This is a genomic window from Luteolibacter rhizosphaerae (genome assembly GCF_025950095.1).
Taxonomy (GTDB): domain Bacteria; phylum Verrucomicrobiota; class Verrucomicrobiia; order Verrucomicrobiales; family Akkermansiaceae; genus Haloferula; species Haloferula rhizosphaerae.
Genome location: NZ_JAPDDR010000019.1, coordinates 21,874 through 41,882 on the forward strand (window position 1 = coordinate 21,874; position 20,009 = coordinate 41,882).

The window sequence follows — 20,009 nt, forward strand, 5'->3', positions numbered from 1 at the left end:
CAAGAGCCGGGTGCAAGCGGAATCCTTTCCCCATGCCGTCAGATGGCCGGCAGAGGTTTCGCTTCCGAACCCCAACTCCGAAGCCCATGAAACCCGAGCGTAATTGCCTCGCCGTGACCCTGCCCCGCTGGTCCGGCATCTTCGCCGCCCTTCTCAGTTCCGCCGCCTATTCGGCCGTTTGGGACGGGGCCGCGCCCGCCAATTTCAATGACGCACCCAGTTGGGATACCAACGTGGTGCCTGTCGCCGCGGAAACCGCCACACTGTCAAACGGTGGCACCATCCAGGTCCCTGCCGGGGTGACCGCACCGGCCACGGGTGCCTTGGGTGCCTTCACCGTTTCTAACGGAACGCTCTCCGTGTCCGGGGGCACGCTCACCATGGGGGCGAATATCTCCCTCGGTGCCACCGGCACGCTCGATGTCGGGAGCGGCACCGTTACCGGCTCCACCATCGGCGCTTCGGGCATCGCCTCGAATGGCGGCCTCGCCACCAGCGCCGCAGGCGGCGCGTGGTCCATCAGTGGCGGGATCGTGAATCTGAATGGCATCTCCGGCAGTCACGGCGGCAATCATGGGATCAGCGGCGGGAGCGTCTCGACCTTGGATTTCCGTAACAGCGGCGGCACCACCATCACTCTCTCCGGCGGCACCTTGGTTCCGGGGAAGGTCACCGCGGGTAGCAGCGGCACGGGCACCATCGTCGTCAGCGGCACCGGGATCGTGAACCAGAACATCGCCGGGCAAGCAGCGAGCGGTAGCAACAACGAGCTCTGGATCGGCAACAATGCCTCGACCGGCACGATCACTCTGAAGGATAGCGGCCAGTGGAACTACACCTTCTACAATGCGAATAGCTCGGTGAACTTCGGTCGCGGCGCGGGCAATCACGTCTTCAACATTCAGGACAGCGCCAGCTTCACCACCGCGGCGGGAACCGGGGCGCTCAAGGCGATCGACGTCGGTACCACCAACGCGGGCTCGCGGTGCACGGTGAACCTGAATGGCGGCACCATGACCGTGCTCGGCTTCACCAAGAGCACGGGTACCGGCGTGATCAATGCGAACGGCACGCTCCTCAAGGCCGCCGGCTTCAGCACGAACTTCTTCAATGGCTTCAGCGGCACCGGCGGCGAGGCGAACACCAGCAACTCCGTCAACCTGCTCGCCGGCGGCCTGAAGTTCGATACCAACGGCTCCGATGTCACCATCACCAACGTGCTCTCCGGCACGGGCGGCTTGCAGAAGCTGGGAGCCGGACTGCTCACCCTGAGCGGGAACAGCACCTACACCGGTAACACCACGGTGAGCGAGGGCCAGCTCACCATGAACTCCGCCTCCTTGGCCGATGGCAGCACGCTCACGGTGGCTACCGATGCCGTGGTGAATCTCGCCCACGGGATCGAGGACATCGTCGGCTCGCTGGTGGTGGATGGCGTGACTTACAGCTCAGGCACCGTCGGCTCCTTCGAATCCACCGCCACGGTCCAGCTTCCGCAGTTTCTGGGTCTTGGCAAAATCCGCATCGGCCCTCCGCCGCTTGGCCGCAATCTCGTCTGGACCGGAGCCACCTCCGAGTTCTGGACCACCCTCTTCGCGGATGAGAACTTCACCGTGGCAGGCACTCCGACTGCCTACCAGGCGAACGATCATGTGCTCTTTGATGATAGCAGCGCCGTGAACACCGTGTTGCTCTCCGGTAATGTTCAAGCCGGCGTCATCACCTTCAACGGCGCTGCAAACTACACCATCGATGGCACCTCTTCCGGGATCTCGGGCGAAGCTTCCATCGTGAAGAATAGCACCGGCTCGCTCACGCTCGGTGGCACGAGCAGCAATTTCACCGGCACGATCGCGGTGAATGCAGGCCTGCTCGTGAAGGCCGATAACAACTCTTTCGGCCTTACTTCCGGCATCACGATCGCGAACGGTGCGCAAGTGAATATTAACGGCAAGGGCTCCAGCTCGATCCACAGCTACACCATCGGCGGCACCGGTCCTTCGGGCAGCGGCGCGATCATCAATACCGGCGGGGACATCTTCTCCTCCGGCGGCGTGAAGAACCTCACCCTCACCGCGAACTCCACCATCGGCAGCGATGGCGGGCGCTTCGATGTCGGTGGTGGCGGCGGCACGATCACCGGGAATGGCCATACCCTAACCAAGGTGGGCAACAGTGCGATGGCCTTCCGCGGCAATGCCAGCGGCACTCCCATCCATTACATCATCGCCGGTGGTGCAGCATGGACGGAGAACAGCGCCCTCGGCTTCGGCGGCGCGACCGGCACAGTCACGGTGAAGAACGGCGCACGCGTGGGGAATGTGGGCGACTTCAGCATTGCCACCCCCGTGATCGTGGAGAGCGGCGGCCGCATCTATAGCAACGGTGGCACCGGCACCTGGACCGGCGCGATCTCGCTGCAGGGTGAATCGATCATCGATGGCGCGGTGGGTGCCGTTATCATCAATGGCGCTCTCACCGGCACCGCGAACCTCACCAAGACCGGCCCGGCCAACGTGACCTTCGGGAACATCGGCTACACCGGAAACACCACCGTGGATATGGGCCGCCTGATCCTCGGTGCCGCCACCCTGCCCGATAGCGGTGACGTGGTCGTGGACTCGGATGCCACGCTTGAACTCACCCACGGCCTGCAGGACTCCGTCCACACCTTGCGCCTCGGCGGTGTCCCGGCAGCGGCCGGCATCTGGGGCTCCACCACCTCCGGCGCGGCGAATACCAGCCCTCTGCTCATCGGCTCCGGCACCCTCCTGGTCCTGACCACCGCTTCCTCGCCCTTCGACGACTGGGCGGCCGCCTTGCCGGAAGGCCAGCGCACCCGCGAAAGCGATCCGGATGGTGACGGCTTAAGCAATCTGGAGGAGTTCCTCTTCGGCACCGATGCCGCGGTGAACACGGGATCCTTGGTTCAATCCAGCCAGTCCGGGGCCACGCTCGTCATCCGCTGGAATCAGCGCAACTCCGGCGCCAGCTACCAGCTTCAGGAACGTGCTGCCGACCTCGACACGGCATGGCCCGCCAGCGCCATCACCGTGAGCGATGCCGCCGACCAGGCCGCAGTTCCCGCGAACTACACCCGCAAGGAAGCCATCGTGCCCATCGATTCCGCCCGCAAGTTCGTCCGCGTCAACGCCACCGAACCCTGAGCCATCCCTCGGGCCACCATCATTGCGTCATCCAGAAAGCACCGGTCTAAACCGGTGCTTTCTTTTGTCCGTTAACCTTGCACCCTGCGGAAAGCATCCGAATGAAAATCCTTCTCCTTCTCGCGCTCTTGCCGGGCGCCACCGCGTTCGCGGCGGACCCTCCGGCGCAGACCTTTCAGATTCACTGCTCCGCCTGCCACGCGGTCGATCACATGCTGGTCGGCCCCTCGCTGGTGGAGATCTCAGGCATCTATCGCGAGAATCAGGATGGCTTCGTGAAGTGGTGTGTGGAGCCCCAGCACAAGCGCGAGGGCGTCGTCGAAATGCCCTCCATGGCCCATCTCGGCGGACCGGTCCTCCGCGGCTTGCACGGCTACATCCTTGAGGCCGCAGCCGGGAAAACCGAGCTGAAGAAAACCGAAGGCGACCCCTACACGGTGCCGAGCGCCATGACCCGACGCCCGCAGGTCATGCGCATCTTCATGCCGGACGCCTCGCCCGCCGCCATCGCCGTGGCCCTCCCCGGCGATCTCTCTTTTTGTTTCGATGCCTCCGAATGCCGCCTGCGCTATGTCTGGAAAGGCGGCTTCATCGATGGCTTCCCCTATTGGAAGGCGAACGGCAGCTCGCTGGCCAAGCTCGACGGTCAGGTCGTCTATCGCGAGCCGAAGCCGCCGCTGGTGGCGCTGACGAGTGTCGCGGCTCCCCCGAAGTTTCTCGGCTACCGCGTCGGCAAGGACGGCATCCCGGTCTTCCGCTACCGCAACGAGGTCGGCAACTCCATCGAGGAAACCATCCGTCCCACCGCCGATGGCAAGGGCATCGAACGCCAGTTCAGAACGGATGGCCAAGGCTTCTCCGTCGCTGCGCCCGAGGGTGTCCAAGTCGAGTCGAGCACCGGCAGCCTGCAGATCTCGCCGGAACAAGCCAAATCCTTCACCCTCACCTACCGCTGGAAATGATACGGCATCTCTCGTACTTCATCGCTCTCCTCGGCACCGTCTCCGCCGCCGGGTTCAAGATCGAGCGCATGCCGAATCCTCCCGGCGTGGATCCCCAGATCGGCGGTGTCGCTGCCTTGCCCGATGGCAAGATCGCCACCGTCTTCCACCGCGGCGAGCTCATGATTTTCGATCCCGTCGCGAAGTCTTGGAAGAAATTTGCGGAAGGCCTCCAGGAGCCCCTCGGCATCGTCGCCGAATCGCCATCCACCTTCGTCGTCATGCAGCGTGCCGAGCTAACCCGCATCAAGGACAGCGATGGCGACGGCAAGGCCGACGAATACGAGACCGTCTGGGACGGCTTCGGCATGACCGGCAACTATCACGAGTTCGCCTTCGGCCCGGCGCAGGGCCCCGACGGCAATTACTACGTCGCCCTCAATCTCGGGTCGAACGGCGCAGGCATCCGCAAGGAGATCCGCGGCAAGTGGTCGGAGCTCGGCGACCTCAACTTCGAGCAGATGATCCACGACGGCGAATGGGGCAAGCGCAACAAGGCCGCCGGGCGTATGTACTCGCGCGTTCCCTACCGCGGCTGGATCATGAAGATCTCCCCGGATGGCAAGACCGGTGAACCCTTCGGCAGCGGCTTCCGCTCGCCTGAAGGCATCGGCTTCGATGCCCAGGGCAATCTCCTCGTCACCGACAATGAGGGCGACTGGCGCGGTACCTCTCCGCTCCACATCGTCAAGAAGGACGGCTTCTACGGCCACCCCGCCTCGCTCGTGTGGCGCGATGGCTGGAACAAAGGCAACCCCATCAAACTCCCCGTTGCCGAACTCGACGCGCTGCGCACCAAGGAAGCCGGCCGCTTCCCACAGGGTGACCTCGCGAACTCGCCCACCCAGCCCGTCATCATCCCCGCCTCATGGGGCCCCTACGCCGGGCAAGTCGTCTTCGGCGAGATGAACCAGAATCGCATGGTCCGCTACCTCCCGGATGATGTGCAGGGCTTCCGCCAGTGCGCCCTCATCCCGATGTTCGACGACACCAATCTCGGCAATGGCAACCACCGCCTCTCCTTCGACAAGGACGGCGCCCTCTGGGTCGGCAAGACCCACCTCTCTTGGGCCGGTGCAGAAGGCCTCGTGAAGATCATCCCGCAGGATATCGCCTCCGCCTTCATCGTCACCGGCGTGCACCTGGAGAAGTCAGGCGATCGCCAGAGCCTTCGTATCACCTTCAGCCAACCGCTCGCCTCGGGCCTCGAAGGCATCACTGCGAACCGCTTCAACTACCTCTACCGCGAAGAATACGGCTCCCCGAAGATCGACGAGGCCTCCATCGCTCTCGATACCCCCGTCGTCGATGAAGCCAAGCGCGAGATCCGACTCGGCCTCGATGCCAAGCAGGGTGCCATCCACCGCATCGATCTCAGCTCACTCAAGTCCGCCACCGGCAACAGCCTCGAAGGCAAACTCATCTTCTACCAAGCCACGATGCTACCCTAGGCGGCGAGCACCCTACTTCTCCCTAGGAACTTCCAGCGTCCTCGTTCACGCTACGCCTCATGCAGGATCTCATCGGAATCGTGTTAGGCTCCGGCCTCGGCCCCCTTGCGGATCGCGTCGCCGTAGATCGCAGCGTCGGCTTTGCCGAAGTCGATCTCCCCGTCTCGAAGGTCAAGGGCCACGCCGGTCGCTTCCTTTTCGGTAGGCTCGGATCGCGGCAAGTGATCGTCATGCAAGGCCGGGTCCACCTCTACGAAGGTCACGATGCCAAGGCCCTCACCGCCGGCGTGCGTTGGATGCATTCGCAGGGCGTGCAGCACCTCATCCTCACGAATGCCGCGGGCACCCTCGATCCCGCCATGAGCCCCGGCACTTGGATGATGCTCTCGGATCACCTCAATCTCACCGGCACCTCCCCGCTCGAAGGCGGGCCGAACTTCGTCGATATGACCGAAGTCTACGATGGCTCCGCCCGCGAGAGTTTCCGGCAACTTGCCGCCACTCAGGGCATGGAACTCCACGAAGGCGTCTATGCCGGTCTACGGGGGCCGCAGTACGAGACTCCTGCGGAGATCCGCATGCTCCGCACCCTCGGCGCGGATGCCGTCGGCATGAGCACCGTTCTCGAAGCACTCCAAGCTCGCGCCCTCGGCGTCAAGGTCAGCGCCTTCTCCTGCCTCACCAATTGGGCCGCAGGCCTTTCTCCCACCACCCTCGATCACGCCGAGGTCATCGAGACCGGAGCCGCCGCCGCCGCTTCCATGATGAGCCTCCTGGAAGCCTGGTGCGTCGCTTGATTACGGCACACCTAGTACTTCCGGTTTTCCCGCGTCTTGCCCCGCCCCGCGATCTGCCCGCGTGATGCCTCCGCGATCGAACCGAGCGCGCAGGCCCAGTCGAAAGGAAACTTCTCCGTCGCCCCGCAGAGCACCGCCTCGCTCTCCCAGGTTTCAAGCCCGGGAACTCCCTCCGCCTTCCAGCGCTGTAGTATCGTCCACGCATCCACCTGCCGGTCGATGAAACGCGCCATCTCCGACCAATCGTCGGGATGCTCGCGCTTCGCCGCGTTCACCAGCTCGTCGCGATCCTCTCTCAGCATCTTCGTCTGGCTCGCCGCAAAGGCCTGCACCGCCCGGTAGCCCGCCCCTTCCGCCTCGGTATCTTCTAGTGCCAGCCAGCTCCGCGATTCCCTTCCCGCCTTCCGCAGGATCTCCGCCGCCACCGGCCCCGGTACCCCGCTCAACCCGTTTTGCCGGTAGCTCGCGATCTTCCGGATCTCCGGGCTCGTTTCGTCCTTCTCAGCATTCGCGCGTATCCGCGTCGGCTTCGTCAGCGCCGTCACTTTCTCCAGCCGTGCCTCTCCCACTTGCGCGGCCAGCAGGCTATTGGTTTCCTCCAGCGCGGCGATGCGCTCATACATCTGCCGCATCTCCTTGCGATGCTCCTTCTTCAGCTCCGCCTCCCGGAATTCCTTGGCATGGCTGGCATTGATATCCGGCGGATCTCCGCAGGAGATCAGGCATCCGGTGAAGATCGTCACCAGCAGACCCGGCACACGGGCCCTGCCAACCGCGAGTAAGGAGGAGTTCATGGCTTGACCGCTTGCGACGCATCGGCCCGCCATTCTATTCACTTCAAATTTCCAGGCCGATTCTCTCCCGGATCCTCTCCGCCAGCCGCTCCATGTGCGGCACCTCCACGCCTGCCGCCTGGGCCCGCCGCAGCGGCTCCGCCCAGATCGCCTCGTACTCCACCTCGCGCCCCTCGACATAGTCGATCATGCTGGAGGGCCGGTAGGGACCCATCGGCCGGGTCCGCTCGATGTTGAAGTCGATCAGCGCATCCTCCAGCACCAGCTCCTGCGCGCGCCCCGCGGCGACCACCTCCGTCATCAGTGCCCGGATCTCGTCCTCCACTCCCGGTGTCTGCAGCAGCACATCGGTCGTCACACCGCCCTCCGCAATCGCCAGACCGTTGAAGGGGATGTTCCACACCAGCTTCTTCCACTGCGCCTCCGCCAGGCTTGCCGCAGCATCTGCCGGCACCTTCGCTTCTATGAAGCGCCGCGCGATCTCCTCCGCCCGCCCGCCCCCGTCATTCACGTACTCGCCCACGCTGATCCGTCCCCCCGCCGTGTGGCTCACCAAGCCCGGCGAAAGGCGGTTCAGGCACACGAAGCACAGCGCCCCCAGCACCCGCTCCGCGCCCGCGATCTCCGCGATCCGCTCGCAGTTCCCCAGGCCGTTCTGCAGCGTCATCACCTGAGTGTCCGCGTGCAGCAGCGGTGGCAGCACCTCGGCCAGCAGATGATTGGAAGTCGCCTTCCACGCGATGATCACCAGATCCACCGGACCGATCTCCTCCGGCGTCCGGAAGGCCTGCACCTTCTCCAGATGCAGATCACCGGCTACGCTCTCCAGCCGGATGCCGTCGGCCTGCACCGCATCGTAGTCCGAGCGCAGCAGGAAGCGCACATCACCACCCGCCTCCGCGAGACGCGCCCCGTAGTAGAGACCCACCGCGCCCGCGCCCACGATTGCCACCGATCCGAATGTCCAGCTCACCCCCGAGGTGTAGGCCGGGAGCACCGCTCAGGAAAAGGCAATGTAGCGGTGAACCCTCTCATCAATCCTTCAGCCACGCATCCAGCAGCGTCGGCCACACCGCCAGATCGCCCTTGCCGTTCATTCCGTAGCCATGCCCGCCGCTCTCGAATTGGAACAGCGAGGCTGGCACCCCGTGTGCCTTGCAGGCCGCCGCGAAGTCCAGGCTGTTGCGGCAGTCCACCCCGTCGTCCGCCGTCGTCAGCAGGAAGACCCGCCCCAGTCCCTTGCTCACCTGCTTCTCCGTCGAGCATTTCTCCAACAGTTCCGGGGATGGATTCGCCCCCAGCAGATTGTTGCGCGATCCGCTATGCCCCGTCCCGCCCATCGAGATCACCGGGTAGATCAGGATCGAGAAGTCCGGCTTGCAGCTCAGCTTGTCGATCTCGTCCTTGCCCTCTTCCGGGAAACTGTCGCCGGAGCGTGTCGTGCACAGGCTGGCCAGGTGCCCGCCCGCGGAGGAACCCATCACGCCCACCTTGTTCGGATCCACGCCCCACTCCGCCGCCCGGGCCCGCACCGTTCGGATCGCCCGCCTCGCATCCAGGAAGGGCACCGGGAATTGGTAACCGAAGTCCGCCTTCCCGCTCACGCGGTACTTCACCACCACCCCCGTGATCCCGCGTTCATTCAGCCACTTCGCGTAGTCGTGGCCCTCGTGGTTCATCGCCAGGATCCCGTAGCCACCGCCCGGGAAGATCACCACCGCCTTACCGGTGTTCTTGTCCTTCGGTGCCGGGTAGGCGAAGTACTGCGGCACCTCGATGTCCGTGTAGCGCCAGCCGTCGTTGACCTTCTCGGTCCCTGCCGCGGGCCGCTTGGCTCCCGGTGCCTCGCCTGTCCAGAGCGGTTCCCAATCGGCGGCGGCAGTCATCACGAGGGCGAGCAGGGCGAAGGCGGATTTCATGGTCAGCAGATACTGGAATACTCTCGGAGGTATTTCGGCGGGTGAGGAAAGTGCAGCATGCGAGCCGGGCGCTTTCCATTCACCAATCGGGTTACCCGCGACCGTCTTCAGTTCACCACCTCATAGACCACCCGCAGGAAGCGGCGGCCCAGGCTGCGTGTCACTTCGTAGCCACCCGGAATTGCTGTCACCCCGGCCGTTCCCCAGCTGTCGAGGTCGGTCGAAGTTTCCACCGAGCGGTTGATTCCCACCGGTGCCGCGGGCAGCAGGAGCTGCATCTTGGTCGCCGTCAACACCGGCACGAGTTGGGGCACCGAGGTCCCGCTCAGCGGTGATGTCCCCAGCGCATACTCGCTCGCATTGTCCCATCCGTCCTGATCCAGATCGGCGCCAGCCGCTGCTGCCGGCGCGTCCGGATTGCTGAAGCCCGCGATCCATGCCCGGTAGGCGGACACGATCACGAAGCTGCCGCTCGCACTGCCCGTGTAGCCGGGGCTCGTCACGGTGGCCTGCATCGCGTAGGTGCCGGCGTTCACCGGCAGTTGCGCCGAGCCGTTGTAGGTCACAGTCGTTGCCAGCCCCGCGGGATTGGTCGTCACCGTCGCCGACTTCGGCGTGCCATCGTAGGTCACGGAGAGATTGGAGAGCGTCACCGTCGCGCTCTGGATCTCCGTGTCCGCAATGCTGATGGAAACCGACGAAGGCGCTGCTGCCGCGAAGCCCGCCGCACCGCTGGGGATCGCCAGGTTGAGCGTTTCCGCTCCTTCGACCAAGCCGTCTGCACTCGCGGTGATCCCCAAGCTCGTGCTCGTCTGTCCCGCGGGCAGCACAAGGGTGTTTAGACCGTTCACATCCGCCGCACTCGCCGTGCCGCTCACGTTCAGCGCCACGCTTACGCTCTGCACCAGCGGGAGCGGCGTCGTCAGCGTCAGGTTTACCGGGGTTGATGAAGACTCGGACAAGCTCGTTCCGGAGGCGCTCAGCGAAACGAAGGGCTTGAAAGGATCCGCCGTCGGGACCTCGGAGCTCAGGATCACGCTATCCACGTTCCATCCGCTCTGTCCTACCGAGCTATCATGCACCAGTCTCCAGCGGAAGGCCATGGTGGATCCGCCCCAAGCGGCCGGGATGACGATACGGGTCGGAACGAATGACCCTGAATCCGAGCTCCATGCCTCCCTCCCCGCGATGGAAGAGCTGAATCCCGTCGCAATGGTACGATTGTAGTCGCCGTCCTCCACCGTGGCCGCGGAATTCATCAGGTCGAACCAAGCCCCACCATTCTGGGAAGCCTCCAAGACCCCGCCATCATAGCCGTCCTCCAGATTGTAGCGATGTTGGAATTCCAAGGTTCCTCCTAGCGGTCCGATCGTGACCGTAGGCGAGGTCAGGATGGCTTCTCCCGGGGTGGCCACCGAAGGCGAGAAAGCTGAATTCGGCGCGGAACTGGAGAAGTTGCTGGAGATCACCCATTGGCTTCCGGCCCCGGAGACGGACCGCGTCCATCCGGAGGGTAAGGCCGTGCCACCATCAAAGTTCTGGTTGAGCGGGGCACTGGTGTTCATCTCACCCAGAGTCACCGGGATCGTCAGGGTTTCGCTATAGCCGCTCGCATTCAGGGCCAGGCTCAGGTTCACCTGTTGGCTCGCCGCTCCGGAGAGCGCGAAGACGAATAACCTTTCCGCCGAGGCTCCCGTGGCCAGCGTGCCGTAGCTTTCGCTTCCGTCGAAGATCGTGGTACCGGATGGACCTGTTAGGGTCGCGTTCAGGCTGTTGGCCGAGAGCGTGCCGTTGTTCACCAGCGTGATGCCCAGCCGCACTGTCTCGCTCGGATCGGCCGCGCCGTTCAGCCCGCTGTTGGATTCGGCATCCAGCCGCGTCGCGGAGGCGGATACCACCGGTGACGGTATCGCATTCACTAGCAGCACCTCCATCCGGTAGAGCTGGGCGCGGTCTGCACTTCCACCACGCACGCGGATGTAATGCGTCCCGTTCGTCGGGATCTGGAAATTGGTGATCTCCTCCGTTTCACCGGCAGGCCTGCTTACCGCCGTGGTACTCACGGTGGTTCCGTTGCTCGCCAGTAAGTCCAGGATCAGGTCCTGCTGCGTGGTCGGGTCGAAGGCGGTTCCAGCGCTACAGCTCCCGTCGGAGTTCTGCGAACCTTCCAGATAGGTATCGGTATTGGGATTTGCCGGCTGGATCGGATCGGAGGGAATGATCCGCACCGTCACCTGCTGGGCGGTGTTTGCACTGAAGGAATAGTGATCGCTATCCGTGTTGTCGTCGATGCTCAGCCACTCCCATGAGGAAGTCGTGCCCGCTACCAACGTCAGTGCCCGCGCATTCGCAGTGCTGTCATTGTTCCGCAGGGTGCCATGCACCTCCAGAGGATCCCCGTAGTTCCGCTGGAACGAATAAACGTCGTCGAACTGCGAGCCTCGGTAGGCGGTGCTGATGAACGGCTCCATCAGCTTCGTCTGGTTGATCGGGCACACGTGATCGAGACCCAGTGCGTGGCCGATCTCGTGTTCCATGACATTGCGGAGCCGGATTGAATTGTTAGAGATGTCGGCGAAGAAGCTATCGTTGGTATCCACCACGACATCCCCGTTGTCGGGATAGTAGGCATAGGCCAGCACGTTGCTGTTGCCATCGATGGAGTGACCGCTGATCCGGATATCGCCTCGTGTCCCGGTCACACCCCAATCCGAGCCGTTGGTGATGCCGTCGATCGTCACGCCGTCGTCGTTCGGCTCGTAGACGAATCGCAGACCGGAAACCGCAGCCAGATTGTCGAAAACCGCTTGGAACACCGGGAACCACGGCTGCGCCGCAGGGTCGCCCGTGGCACTGCCGCCGTAGATAGCGGTCATCCTCGCCCGCAAGCTGCTTGCATCGGATGACTCTCCGGATTCGGTCGAGGGAATCGGCGTGCCGTCGGGCACGATGCTCCACCGGAGGGTCACCGGCTGCCCTTGCGTGCCTTGGCCGGTCCCGTTCGTCGCGGTGCGGTTCCAGCGGTCGGCGATCTGCAGCGCTTTCACGCTCATTCCGCCCGCGGCAGCGATCTGCTGCTCCACCTTCTGGTAGGCATACACCGTCTCCGGAGCCGTATCCGGTGCCCAGCATTGGATCCGCGGCGTGTCGGAGTTCGCCAGCTGGGCCGCGTAGCGTGCTAGGGACTCACGCCGCTCCTCCTTGAGGCCGGGGAAGGTATTGATTGTCGCAAGAATTCCCTCCAGAGCCTCGATCTTGCGTGCCTTCACCTCTTCCGGGCTTAGCGGCCCGGAGGGCAGGGGACTTGCCTCCGGCGTGGTCTTCCGCCCCGCGCGGGGAAGCCTTTGGAAATCGTCCCGGCTCTCCGCTGTGGCCACCGGCATCGCCTCATCGGCGGCTTCCACCCCGGCCATTCGCGGTGCCTCCCGCTTGGAGACTTTCTCCGGCCCCCGCCCTTCCGCGGCGCTCTCCGGCTGCTGGGAAACCACCCCGACCAGGGCCCCCATCAATAGGGCGAACAACATTGCGAGAGGAACTTGGGAGCGTTTCACTTCTTCTTGAGTGTGAATAATTAAGGGGGCCGTAGCAAGCCGGGACTTGGTGACGCTTTTTGCCCCGGCCTGGGAGGCGGGCCTCTTGTCTCCGGTTGAACGATGCCATTCCGTCTGCATAGTCCGGCGATGAAGTCCGTCCAAGACTACCTGCCGAAAGCCGATCACCTGCGCGATCTCTGCCCGGTGCGTGCCGCGCTCGATGTATTGGCCGGCCGCTGGAAGCCGTCGATCCTCTGGGAACTCCAGCGGAAGAGCTGCAGGTACTCCGATCTTCAGACCGCGCTTCCCGGCATCAGCGCCCAGACGCTCACGCTCCAACTTCGTCAACTCGAGGCGGATGACATCGTGCTCCGCACCGTCTACCCCGAGGTGCCTGCCCGGGTCGAATACAGCCTCAGCGAGCACGGCAAGTCGCTCTCCGCCCTTCTCGACGAACTCGAGCGCTGGGGCGTCCGTCACATGGCTCGCCAGGGGAAGGAACCCTGCGATTGCTACGTCCGCTCACAAGATTGTGAGTAGCTCACAATCTTGGGACGAAGCAGGTCCGGCGGAGACGTGCCACGCTGCCGGGGTATGAAAACGCTCCTCGTCATCGACTCCAGCGCCCGCACCAAGCGCTCCACCACCCGTTCCCTCACGCATCGTTTCGCCACGGCATGGCGCGCCCGCTTCGGGGACAGCTCCGTCGTCCATCGCGATCTCGGGGTGAATCCTCCGCAGGCGATTGACCAAGCCTGGATCTCCTCCGCCTTCGAAAAGGAACCGGGCGGCCCTTCCACCGCCCTCGCGGAGAGCAACATGCTCATCGATGAAATCTTCCGCGCCGATGTCATCGTCGTCGGTGCTCCGATGTACAACTTCGGGATGCCTGCCGTGCTGAAGAGCTACATCGACCAGATCGTCCGCTCCGGGCGCACCTTCGATTTCACCGATTCCGACGAGAATCCCTACATCCCGCTCGTGCCCTCCCGGCCCCTCGTGCTCATCACCTCGAAGGGTTCCGGTGAGTACGAACCGGGAGGTGTCATGGAATCCATGAACTACCTCGAACCTCACCTCGCCACGGTCTTCGGCTTCATCGGCCTCGGCGATATCCGCTTCGTGAAAGTCGCTCGCGAGGAATACAAGGACGAGCAATGGAAGCAGATGGTCCTCGATGCCGAACAAGCCGTGGACCAACTATCTACCAGTCTTTCCGCCGAACCTGCCTTGGCCTGATCTTATCTCCCTTGTCACAACAGCCCGGCACGAAGTGCCGGGTTCTCTCTATCCGTCACGGCTTCGCCTCCCGCCCCCACCAGTAGACCGGATACTTTCCCCGGCCGGTCGCCTGGTGGTAGATCAGCCCCACCAGCACCAGTCCCACCGCCCCCAAGAGGGTCGGCGTGACCAAGAAGGACCACCCGGGTGCAGTCAGGAATACGATCACCGGATTCGATCCTGCCGGCGCATGGACCATCCGCGTCGCGAACATCAGCATGATGGCCAGCCCGAGGGCGATCCCCAGCGCCCACGGCTGCGCGCCGAACAGCGAGTAGATCGCCAAGCCCGTCGCGCTGCTGATCAGGTGACCCCCGATCACGTTCCGCGGCTGGGAGAAGGGCGCCTCCGGCAGTCCGAAGATGAACACGCAGCTCGCCCCGAAGGAGCCGAGCACCAAGGCCGTCCCGCTCAGTTGGGTGAGCGTGGCCAGCAGGGCGATCGCCAAGGCACCGCCCAAGCCAGCCAAGAGGATCTGGCGCGCGGGCAAACGCGGCGGCAAGGTGCCACCCCCTGCGATCGATTGAATGAAGTTTCTCATCGGCAACTGGACCAGTAAATAGACAGGTCTGTCTATATTGCAAGCTAAAATAGACAGATCTGTCTTTCTTCTTGAGAAACTCGGATCGACAGACATTTCATGACCTGTGCGCTTCTCGCCCAAACGCGAAATCCTTCTCGATGCCGCCTGGCGGCTCTTCTATCGCGACGGCTTCCACGCCGTCGGCATCGACACCGTCCTTGCCGAGGCCGGCGTCGCGAAGATGACCCTCTACAATCACTTCCCCTCGAAGGACGACCTCATCGTCGCCGTCCTCGAGCGCCGCGCCGCCCAGTTCGAGGGCTCCCTCTTCGCCGCTGTCGAAGCCGCCGGTGACGATCCGATGAAGCGCCTGATGACTGTCTTCGATTGGCATGCCGAATGGCTCCGCTCCCCGGATTTCAATGGCTGCGCCTTCATCAAGGCCGTCGCCGAGTTCCCGCTACAAGAAGCCAAGCCCCACCAAGTCGCCATCGCCCACAAGACTCGGATCTACCGGCTCCTCAAGTCCCTCCTCAAGGCCCTGTCCGTCCGCCAAGCCTCCGCCCTCGCGCGCCAATTCGAGCTCCTTATCGAAGGAGCCATCGTCGCCGCCCACACCCACGGCCGTCCCACCGCCGCCAAGGACGCCCGCTCCGCCGCCGAGTCGTTGCTCGGCTCTCGTCTTCGCTAGCTGCCGGAACGAAAGAAGCCGGAGGGTTTCCCCTCCGGCTTCCGGAATTCGTTCTGACTACAAGGATCAGTCTTCGGACGGGCTCCACTCCTCGGCCTTGAAGGCGGCGAGGTTGAAGGCCTGCTCGAGGCCCACCATCTCGGAGGACGGGCGCAGGCTTTCGAAGCTGGCGCTTTCCTTCTTGAGATCGGCTTCGCTGTAGTTGACGGCCTTGATCGAGAGACCGATACGGCGCTCGACCTTGTCGACCTTGATCACGCGGGCTTCGACTTCGTCGCCCACCTTGATCACGTCCTTCACCTTCTCCACGTGGTCTTCGCTGAGCTGCGAGATGTGGATCAGGCCGTCGATGTCGCCATCGAGGCTGATGAAGGCGCCGAAGGAAGCGATCTTCGCCACGGTGCCCTTGACGAGGTCGCCCACCTTGAAGCGCTCGTCGATGTGGCTCCATGGATCGTCCTCAAGCTGCTTGAGGCCGAGCGAGACGCGCTGGTTGGCCTTGTCGATGGAGAGCACGATCGCTTCCACTTCGTCGTTCTTCTTGAGAACTTCGGAGGGGTGATTGATCTTGCGGGTCCAGGACATGTCGGAGACGTGGACCATGCCGTCGATGCCTTCTTCCAGCTCCACGAACGCACCGTAAGCGGTGAGATTGCGGACCGGACCCTTGATGGTGGCGCCGATCGGGTAGCGGACTTCGATTTCGTCCCAAGGATTCGGCTCGAGCTGGCGGACACCGAGGGAGATCTTCTGCTCCTCGATGCTGATGCCGAGCACGACGGCCTCGATGACCTGGTCGAGCTCGAGCACGTCGCTCGGGCGGGTGATGCGCTTGACCCAAGACAGTTCGGAAACGTGCACCAGACCTTCAACACCACGCTCGAGTTCGATGAACGCGCCGTAGGGGAGAAGCTTCGTGACCTTGCCCTTGACCTGGGAACCGATCGCGAACTTGCGCTCGATGTCTTCCCAAGGATTGTCGGACATTTGCTTCAGGCCGAGAGAGACACGCTCCTTCTCGCGATCCACGTCCAGGATGACCACATCCACCGGCTGGCCGATGATGAGCATCTCGGAAGGGTGGTTGATCCGGCCCCACGACATGTCGGTGATGTGGAGCAGGCCGTCCATGCCCTGCAGGTCGACGAAGGCACCGAAGTCGGTGATGTTCTTGACCGCGCCGGTGACCTTGTCGCCCACCTTGACGGTGCGCAGGAACTGCTGGCGCAGTTCGGCACGCTCGGCCTCGATGACCTCGCGGCGGGAAAGCACGATGTTCTTCCGCTCGTCGTTGACCTTGACGATCTTGAACTCGTAGATGTTGCCGACGTATTCGTTGAGATCCTTCGGCGGGATGATGTCCACCTGGGAGCCGGGCAGGAAGGCTTCGACGCCAACGTTGACGGTGAGACCGCCCTTGACGACCGACTTGACCTTGCCGCGAACGAGGCCGCCGTCTTGGAACACCTTGACGATCTTTTCCCAGTTCTGCTTGTGGGCAGCCTTTTCCTTCGAGAGGACGACCATGCCCTCATCGTTCTCAAGCTTTTCGAGAAGCACTTCGACTTCGTCGCCGACTTCGATTTCTTCATCCTCGAACTCGTTCGATGGGATGGCGCCCTCGGACTTGTAGCCGATATCGACGAGGACGACTTGCGGGCGGATCTCGATGATCGTGCCCTTCACGATGGTTCCTTCGCGGAACTCGCGGAACTTGGAATCGATCAGATCGGCAAGTTCCTGATTGGTTGTGGATTCAAGCACTGAGGTGCTCATGTTCTTAACGGGGTTAAGGTTAGGTTGGTTTGGTTTCGCTTTTCCTTCCGGCAATTGCCCCGATGGAAGAACCGGCGAGCCACGGGGCTCCGACTGCCCGCCGGTATTTTGAAAGTTGAAACGGGGCGGCGAAACTAGTGCCTGACCCCCCGATGGCAAGCCAAATCCCTCGCGATTTCAGGGACTTCCGGAGGCCGATCGCTTCGGTCTCTCGGGCTTCACCTCCCGCTCCTTTTCCTCCTCATCCTTCTCGTCCTCCTTGGTATCGGGAGGCGGCGGGCCGAAACCCTCGATCATCCCCCCGCCCGCCGCCGGTTTCTTCCCCGGCATCCACTCCGGATTCATCCCTGCAAGGAGACATGCCAGTCCGACCACGGCGAGGCCGCAGCAGCAGAGCAAGCTCATGACAGAGGGTTTCATCAAGCAAATCGGCGCGAGAATGTGTAAATACGGAATAAATACCTTGGATATTTATTGGAAGCGTTTTTAGGGATGTAAAACAACTTTTTCTCCTGCTCCCTCGTGCTTAATGACTTTGGAGGAGAATTGTTACAGGCGGCTTTGGAGCAGACGCACTGGCGGTCACTTCTCGTCTCCTTCAGCGACACAAAGGTGAAGAATGATCGGAACTCCTTTTCAAATTCCAAGCGGGTCGAAGCATCTCTTGTCAAAAACTTCCCTTGCCTCCCGCCCCAAGCCCCGCTATCCCCGCCGCCCGCCGCGATGCCGGACACCTCAGAAAAGACTCTCAAGCTGGCCATTCCCAAGGGTTCCTTGGAAGGGCCGACCATCGACCTTCTCGCGAAGGCCGGTTACGAGGTCTATGTGTCGTCCCGTGGCCTGCGTCCGACCTCGAACGATTCCGAATTGGATCTCTATCTGATTCGAGCCCAAGAGGTTGCCCGCTATATCGACCAAGGCTTCATCGACTGCGGCATCACCGGTCTCGACTGGGCCAGCGAGTTCGACGGCAGCTTGGTGGATCTCGCCGAGCTTCCCTTCTCGCGCGCCTCCGCCATGCCGACCCGTTGGGTTCTCGTGGTGCCGGAAGCCTCCGAGATCAAGAAGCCGGAAGACCTTCAGGGCAAGCGCATCGCGACCGAAGGCGTGGCCATCACCGAGCGCTACCTGAAGTCCAAGGGGATCGAAGCCGAAGTGGAGTTCTCCTGGGGTGCCACCGAAGTGAAGGTGCCCGATCTGGTGGATGCCATCGTGGACGTCACCGAGACCGGTTCCTCGATCAAGGCGAACAAGCTGCGCATCGTCGATACCCTGCTGACCTCTTTCCCTCACTTCTACGCCAGCCAGTCCGCCGCTGCGGATCCCTGGAAGCGCCAGAAGATGGAGCGCCTCGTTCTTCTGCTGAAGGCCGCGCTCGAAGCCCGAGACAAGGTGGGCTTGAAAATGAATCTTCCGGCGGACAAGCTGCCCGCCCTGCTCGAACGCCTTCCCGCGATGCGTCGTCCGACCGTCTCCCAGCTCTCGGAAGAGGGATGGGTCGCGGTGGAAACCGTCATCCACGAGAAAGTCGTCCGCGATATCATCCCGACGCTCAAGGAACTCGGTGCCGAAGGCATCATCGAGTACCCGTTGAACAAGATCGTCGCCTGAACCAACCCTTTCCTATCCAACCGTAACCCCAAGCACCAACCATGGGCTCGCTGAAGAAACGCCGTAAGACGAAGATCAACAAGCACAAGCGCAAAAAGCGCATGAAGCAGAACCGCCACAAGAAGCGGCTCCGCTACAAGTCCTAAGCTCACGGCGTGAGCGCCACGGGCTCGACCCGTGCTTGATGAAGTTCTTCCCGACAGGGATCCGGTTCGCGCCGGATCCCTTGTTTCGCGTACGCCGGGCAGTCTGAAACTTTCCCCAAGAAAATCGCGGCTTTCACGATTCTACCGTCGTGAACGCGACACCCGATGACAGCGCCGAGGTGGATTCCGAGGATATTGTGCCCGAACCCGCGGCGATCCGTGGTCCGGAGGGACTGTTCCATCGTTACTGGCGGAAGATTGGAGCCGGGTCCCTCATGGTTGCCATCCTTCTCCATGTCGGCCTCTTGGTGCTCGGTGCCATGATCGTCTACAAAACGATCCAAGAGCCGGAGAAGACGGTCGACTTCATCCCGGGCAAGGGCGGGGGCGGTGGAGGCGGGGGTGAGATGCAGAAGCGCGCCGAGCGCATGGCGAAATCCACCCCGGTCCAGTCGCTCCGTCGGGTCTCGGCGGAGGGCGCGACTACTTCCGTGGTCATGCCGGATCCGGGAGACAGCTTCGGGCAGATGGCCTCGCTCGGTTCGCTAAGCGGCGGTGGCGGCATGGGCGGAGGCAGCGGATTGGGCAGCGGCGGCGGCCATGGCAATGGCGTGGGAACCGGCACCGGCAATGGTGTCGGGGCGGGCGGGTTCGGCACCGGGACCATGTTCTTCAATCAGGAGATCAAGGCGAGCAGGGTCGCTTACGTCATCGATTTCTCCCTCTCCATGTCCGGCAAGCGTGAGAAGCTGATGCGCCAGGAACTGGAGAGATCCGTGCGCCAGCTCTCCCCACTCATGCATTTCCAGCTCATCTTCTTCTCCGGCCCGGTGTGGATCGCAGGCGATACCGTCGACATGAACTTGGGCAACAAGGATGCCGTGGTGCGACATGGTGATACGGAATACAAATGGGAAGCGGGGAAGACTTCCGGAAGTTGGGAGAGCAAGGGTAAGAAACCGGAGGCCGAATGGCTGACCGCCAGTCCGGAGGCGATCGATCTCGCCGCAACCCGAATTCAGAAAACGCCCCTCCAGTATGGCACACACTGGGTCTCCCCGCTGGAGATGGCCTTGGCCATGACCCCGCCGCCGGACGTGATTTTCTTCATGACTGACGGGGCCTCCGCCGCCACCACGGAGCGGGACATCGATCGCATCGGCAGCCGCGCTCGTTCCCGGAAAACCGTGATCAACACGATGGCCCTGATGGAGCCGGACGCGGAAGCCGGCATGAAGGAGCTCGCCCGTCGCAGCAAAGGCCGCTTTACCATCATCGATTCCACAGGCACCGCGCGCGAGGTGCCCCTCGACAAGTGA

17 protein-coding genes are annotated in these 20,009 nt (G+C 63.0%); 10 read left to right on the forward strand and 7 right to left on the reverse strand.

Features of this window, described 5'->3' with window-relative positions; translation table 11 throughout:
- The first annotated feature begins 86 nt into the window (after positions 1-86).
- From OJ996_RS24740 to OJ996_RS24755, 4 genes are all read left to right on the forward strand, one after another.
- A complete protein-coding gene (locus tag OJ996_RS24740; protein WP_264516431.1) occupies positions 87-3,167 on the forward strand; it encodes a beta strand repeat-containing protein in 3,081 nt (1,026 codons plus the stop codon).
- A 101-nt stretch (positions 3,168-3,268) separates the two neighbouring features.
- Positions 3,269-4,129, forward strand: coding sequence for a c-type cytochrome (locus OJ996_RS24745; protein WP_264516433.1), 861 nt, complete (start codon positions 3,269-3,271; stop codon positions 4,127-4,129).
- Positions 4,126-5,619 (forward strand): DUF7133 domain-containing protein, encoded by a 1,494-nt coding sequence (locus OJ996_RS24750; RefSeq protein WP_264516434.1) that lies wholly within the window; start codon positions 4,126-4,128, stop codon positions 5,617-5,619. The genes OJ996_RS24745 and OJ996_RS24750 overlap by 4 nt, the downstream gene beginning before the upstream one ends.
- A 59-nt stretch (positions 5,620-5,678) precedes the next feature.
- Complete coding sequence (locus OJ996_RS24755; protein ID WP_264516435.1) at positions 5,679-6,416, forward strand: purine-nucleoside phosphorylase; 738 nt, start codon at positions 5,679-5,681, stop codon at positions 6,414-6,416.
- An 11-nt stretch (positions 6,417-6,427) separates the two neighbouring features.
- Here OJ996_RS24755 and OJ996_RS24760 read toward each other — a convergent pair whose 3' ends face one another.
- The 4 genes from OJ996_RS24760 to OJ996_RS24775 all read right to left on the reverse strand — a co-directional run bounded on the left by OJ996_RS24760 (position 6,428) and on the right by OJ996_RS24775 (position 12,653).
- Positions 6,428-7,210: a hypothetical protein gene (locus tag OJ996_RS24760; RefSeq protein WP_264516437.1), complete on the reverse strand. Its 783-nt coding sequence runs from the start codon at positions 7,208-7,210 to the stop codon at positions 6,428-6,430.
- A gap of 43 nt (positions 7,211-7,253) precedes the next feature.
- Positions 7,254-8,183, reverse strand: coding sequence for a 2-dehydropantoate 2-reductase (locus tag OJ996_RS24765; protein WP_264516438.1), 930 nt, complete (start codon positions 8,181-8,183; stop codon positions 7,254-7,256).
- 61 nt (positions 8,184-8,244) lie between these two features.
- Positions 8,245-9,129, reverse strand: coding sequence for an alpha/beta hydrolase (locus tag OJ996_RS24770; protein ID WP_264516440.1), 885 nt, complete (start codon positions 9,127-9,129; stop codon positions 8,245-8,247).
- A gap of 107 nt (positions 9,130-9,236) precedes the next feature.
- Complete coding sequence (locus OJ996_RS24775) at positions 9,237-12,653, reverse strand: MBG domain-containing protein (protein WP_264516442.1); 3,417 nt, start codon at positions 12,651-12,653, stop codon at positions 9,237-9,239.
- A 156-nt stretch (positions 12,654-12,809) separates the two neighbouring features.
- Here OJ996_RS24775 and OJ996_RS24780 point away from each other — a divergent pair, with 156 nt between their 5' ends.
- Together OJ996_RS24780 and OJ996_RS24785 are read left to right on the forward strand one after the other, a co-directional pair.
- Positions 12,810-13,202, forward strand: coding sequence for a winged helix-turn-helix transcriptional regulator (locus OJ996_RS24780; RefSeq protein ID WP_264516443.1), 393 nt, complete (start codon positions 12,810-12,812; stop codon positions 13,200-13,202).
- A gap of 54 nt (positions 13,203-13,256) precedes the next feature.
- Positions 13,257-13,901 carry an FMN-dependent NADH-azoreductase gene (locus OJ996_RS24785; protein WP_264516445.1) on the forward strand — a complete coding sequence of 215 codons (645 nt, stop codon included), beginning with the start codon at positions 13,257-13,259 and terminating at the stop codon, positions 13,899-13,901.
- A gap of 55 nt (positions 13,902-13,956) precedes the next feature.
- Here the strand turns inward: OJ996_RS24785 and OJ996_RS24790 are convergent, their stop codons facing one another.
- The gene (locus OJ996_RS24790) at positions 13,957-14,484 is read right to left on the reverse strand and encodes an HPP family protein (RefSeq protein ID WP_264516446.1); all 528 of its coding nucleotides are present in this window, start codon (positions 14,482-14,484) and stop codon (positions 13,957-13,959) included.
- Positions 14,485-14,590: 106 nt separating this feature from the next.
- Between OJ996_RS24790 and OJ996_RS24795 the strand changes: the two genes are divergently transcribed.
- Positions 14,591-15,157 (forward strand): TetR/AcrR family transcriptional regulator, encoded by a 567-nt coding sequence (locus OJ996_RS24795; protein WP_264516447.1) that lies wholly within the window; start codon positions 14,591-14,593, stop codon positions 15,155-15,157.
- A gap of 66 nt (positions 15,158-15,223) precedes the next feature.
- Here OJ996_RS24795 and rpsA read toward each other — a convergent pair whose 3' ends face one another.
- A complete protein-coding gene (gene rpsA / locus OJ996_RS24800) occupies positions 15,224-16,933 on the reverse strand; it encodes a 30S ribosomal protein S1 (protein WP_264516448.1) in 1,710 nt (569 codons plus the stop codon).
- 177 nt (positions 16,934-17,110) lie between these two features.
- The gene (locus OJ996_RS24805; RefSeq protein ID WP_264516449.1) at positions 17,111-17,353 is read right to left on the reverse strand and encodes a hypothetical protein; all 243 of its coding nucleotides are present in this window, start codon (positions 17,351-17,353) and stop codon (positions 17,111-17,113) included.
- Between the two features lie 303 nt (positions 17,354-17,656).
- On the opposite strand from OJ996_RS24805, the gene hisG reads away from it, so the two are divergent.
- From hisG to OJ996_RS24820, 3 genes are all read left to right on the forward strand, one after another.
- Positions 17,657-18,544, forward strand: a complete 888-nt coding sequence (gene hisG, locus OJ996_RS24810; RefSeq protein ID WP_264516450.1) for an ATP phosphoribosyltransferase — start codon at positions 17,657-17,659, stop codon at positions 18,542-18,544.
- 41 nt (positions 18,545-18,585) lie between these two features.
- On the forward strand, positions 18,586-18,690 hold the full coding sequence (locus OJ996_RS24815; protein ID WP_169454664.1) for an AURKAIP1/COX24 domain-containing protein: 105 nt from the start codon (positions 18,586-18,588) through the stop codon (positions 18,688-18,690).
- A 149-nt stretch (positions 18,691-18,839) separates the two neighbouring features.
- Positions 18,840-20,009 (forward strand): vWA domain-containing protein, encoded by a 1,170-nt coding sequence (locus tag OJ996_RS24820; RefSeq protein WP_264516452.1) that lies wholly within the window; start codon positions 18,840-18,842, stop codon positions 20,007-20,009.